The following is a 3,006-nucleotide window of genomic DNA, read 5'->3' as shown; positions in this document are numbered from 1 at the left end:
TCCTCGTCATCGCGGTCACTTCGCCAGAGAAACCAAGGATTACTCTTAGAATCGCTGCTGGGTATAGCTAGCTTGATTCTGCTCTAGTTCTTTAGATCAGCCCTTGTTAGACCAGCCCTTGTTAGATCAGCGCTTGTTAGATCAGCGCTTGCTGGATCAGCCCAATGTTTCGATCAGATTTCGAGGATTACGGGCATGATCATGGGGCGGCGGCCGGTGGTTTTCTGGATCAGTCGCTTCAGCTCTACGCGGACTTTTTCTTTCACCATGCCGTAGTCGGTTCGCTGTTCGCCGCTGAGGGCGTCGATGGTTTTCAGCACGACCTCGCGGGCTTCTTCGGTAATGTCGGCGCCGCCGAAGCCGCGCATTACGATTTCCGGTTCGCGTTCGATCTTGGCGGAGCGCTTGTTGATGGCGAGGATTGCGAGGACGATGCCATCCTCGGAAAGAATGCGGCGATCGCGAACGACGAGGTCTTCGACGACGTCGATAGTGGAACCGGAGTCGATGAGGATGCGGCCCGCGGTGACTTTGTCCTTTTTGCGCGCGTCCGTTGCGTCGAGTTCGAGGACATCGCCGTCTTCGATGACCAGCGCATGCTCGACAGCGCCCGTCTCCATAGCGAGCTGGGCGTGGCGGCGAAGGTTGCGATAGTCGCCGTGAACGGGGATGAAAAACTTGGGGCGGACGAGATTGATGAGGAGGCGGAGCTCTTCCTGGCAACCGTGTCCGCTAACGTGGATGAGGCCGTGGGAGCCGTCGTCGAAGATTACGTTGGCTTCGCGGCGGCTTAGGTGGTCGATGACCCGGAAGATGCTTTTCTCGTTGCCGGGGATGATGCGGGAGCTGAGGACAACGGTGTCGCCGGCATCAATGTGGGCATGCTTGTGGTTGTCGACGGCGGCGCGGCTGAGGGCGCTCATGGGTTCGCCCTGGGTGCCGCTGATCAGAATCATGAGCTCGTCGGGCGGATAGTCGCGCATCTGGCCGGGATTGATAACGAGGCCGGGCGGGACTTCGATATAGCCGAGGTCTTGCGCGATTTCCGTGCTCTCCATCATGGAGCGGCCGAGGACGACGGCTTTGCGACCGTGCTTGCGCGCGAGCTCGAGTGCAATGCGAATGCGGTAGATGGAAGACGAGAAGCAGCTGAAGAAGAGCTTCTTTTTTGTCTGCGAAAAGATTTCGTGGAGCCGGGGAATGACGGCGCGCTCGCTGGGGGTGTAGCCCGACCTTTCCACATTTGTCGAGTCCTGCAGAAGGGCGAGGACGCCGCGCTTGCCGTACTCGGCGAAGGTGTGCAGGTCAAAGGCCTTGTCGTCGAGGGGGGCCAGATCGATCTTGAAATCGCCGGTGTGGATGACAACGCCGACGGGAGTATCGATGGCGAGGGCTACGCAGTCTACAAGTGAATGGGTGACGCGGATAGGCTCAATGGTGAAGGGACCGAGAGAGAACTTCTCTTTGGGCGTGATCTCGATGAGGGTGATTTCGTCAAGGAGCTGGTGCTCTTCAAGCTTGCCTTCGACATAGGCCAACGTGAATTCGGTGGCGTAGACGGGAACCTTGAGTTCGCTGAGGATCCATGGAAGTCCGCCGATGTGGTCTTCGTGGCCGTGGGTAAGGATGATGGCGCGGACGTGTTCCCTATTCTCGGTGAGGTAGGTGATGTCGGGTACGACGATGTCGACGCCGAGCAACTCCGATTCCGGGAACATGAGCCCGGCGTCAATGACGATTATGTCGTCTTCCCAGCGGATCGCGAGGCAGTTCATTCCGAATTCGCCGAGGCCGCCGAGGGGGATGATTTTTAGCTTATTTGTTTGCATCTGTCAGGTTTGATGCTAACACCTGTGTGTGTATTTGGATGCGGGGGCATCAGGAGTAAAGTTCTTCAGCGATTTGCAGAAATTCTCTAGGCACGTGCACCGATGCTCACTAGAATACGGTTTGATCTTCTGCGGTTACCCGATCCTGACCTATGAGTGAGAGCCCCTCCAATCCGCTAGCAGAGTCCCAGCGTTCTCTTGATGGGGATGCGACGCATCGCGGCCCGGGGGATGAGGCCGTCCGCGATGAGTCGCTTTTGACAAGGGCAAAGGGTGGCGACAAACAGGCTATGACCGATCTATTCGATCGATACAGCGGCATGGTGTATTCGGTGGCGCTGCGTGTCTTGAATGATCCCGGGCAGGCCGAGGATGTAATGCAGGAGATATTTTTCCAGGTCTGGCGTAATCCCCATGCGTTTGTGGCGGGCCGTGGATCCCTCGGTGCGTGGCTGGCGGTGATGGCGCGGAACCGGGCGATTGATTCTCTGCGGCGGAGACGGCCGACGGATTCAGTTGACGACGTGGTGCTGGCTTCGAGTTCGGATCTGGGGTCGGAACTTGAACGCAACCAGATGATGGAGAAGGTAAGGGAAATACTGAAAGGTCTTCCGCTGGAGCAGCAGAAATCAGTGGAGCTGGCGTTTTTTGAGGGGCTGACACACTCGGAAATCGCGACGCGAACGGGCGATCCGCTGGGAACAGTGAAAACGCGGATACGATCGGCACTGATGACCCTAAGAAAGGCGATGAGCGCATGATGCAGGACGAGCACATACCGCAGGAGGATCTTGTCCTCTACGCAATGCAGGCTATGCATTCGCATGAGCTCGCGGCGGTGCGTTCGCATCTGGATCGGTGCGCGAGGTGCAAACAGGAACTGGCAGAGGTGAACGGGGACCTGGCTCTGGTTGCGGTAAGTGTGGAGCAGAAGCCTTTGCCTGAGGGAGCGCGCCAGCGGTTTGTGGAGCGATTGGCGGCGGATGGTTCGCATAGCGGTGGTGCTGTGGCAGCACCTGTTCTTTCGATGGAGTCGAAGAGGCCGGCGCGCAGGACGGCGCTCTGGATCGGGTGGCTTGCGGCGGCGGCATCGCTATTCTTTGCATTTTCGGAGCAGCAGAAGGTGCGCGTGCTGAATGAGCAGCTGGGTCAGCAGAAGCAAGCCGCGGAGCAACAG

3 protein-coding genes and 1 pseudogene are annotated in these 3,006 nt (G+C 58.3%); 2 read left to right on the top strand and 2 right to left on the bottom strand.

Going from position 1 to position 3,006, the window contains the following annotated elements; genetic code table 11:
- Positions 1–83: 83 nt before the first annotated feature.
- Both WA354_RS03970 and WA354_RS03965 read right to left on the bottom strand, forming a co-directional pair.
- Positions 84–146: pseudogene (locus tag WA354_RS03970) on the bottom strand (pentapeptide repeat-containing protein); the annotation flags it as partial.
- 27 nt (positions 147–173) lie between these two features.
- Positions 174–1,829, bottom strand: coding sequence for a ribonuclease J (locus tag WA354_RS03965; protein ID WP_472811713.1), 1,656 nt, complete (start codon positions 1,827–1,829; stop codon positions 174–176).
- Between the two features lie 152 nt (positions 1,830–1,981).
- Here WA354_RS03965 and WA354_RS03960 point away from each other — a divergent pair, with 152 nt between their 5' ends.
- Together WA354_RS03960 and WA354_RS03955 are read left to right on the top strand one after the other, a co-directional pair.
- Positions 1,982–2,590 (top strand): RNA polymerase sigma factor, encoded by a 609-nt coding sequence (locus WA354_RS03960; RefSeq protein ID WP_472811712.1) that lies wholly within the window; start codon positions 1,982–1,984, stop codon positions 2,588–2,590.
- On the top strand, positions 2,587–3,006 hold a 420-nt coding region (locus tag WA354_RS03955; protein WP_472811711.1), incomplete at its 3' end, for an anti-sigma factor. The genes WA354_RS03960 and WA354_RS03955, both read left to right, overlap by 4 nt.

Origin of the sequence: Occallatibacter sp., from assembly GCF_049802275.1 — a bacterium.
Classification (GTDB): domain Bacteria; phylum Acidobacteriota; class Terriglobia; order Terriglobales; family Acidobacteriaceae; genus Telmatobacter.
This window is presented reverse-complemented; position numbering and strand designations above follow the sequence as displayed.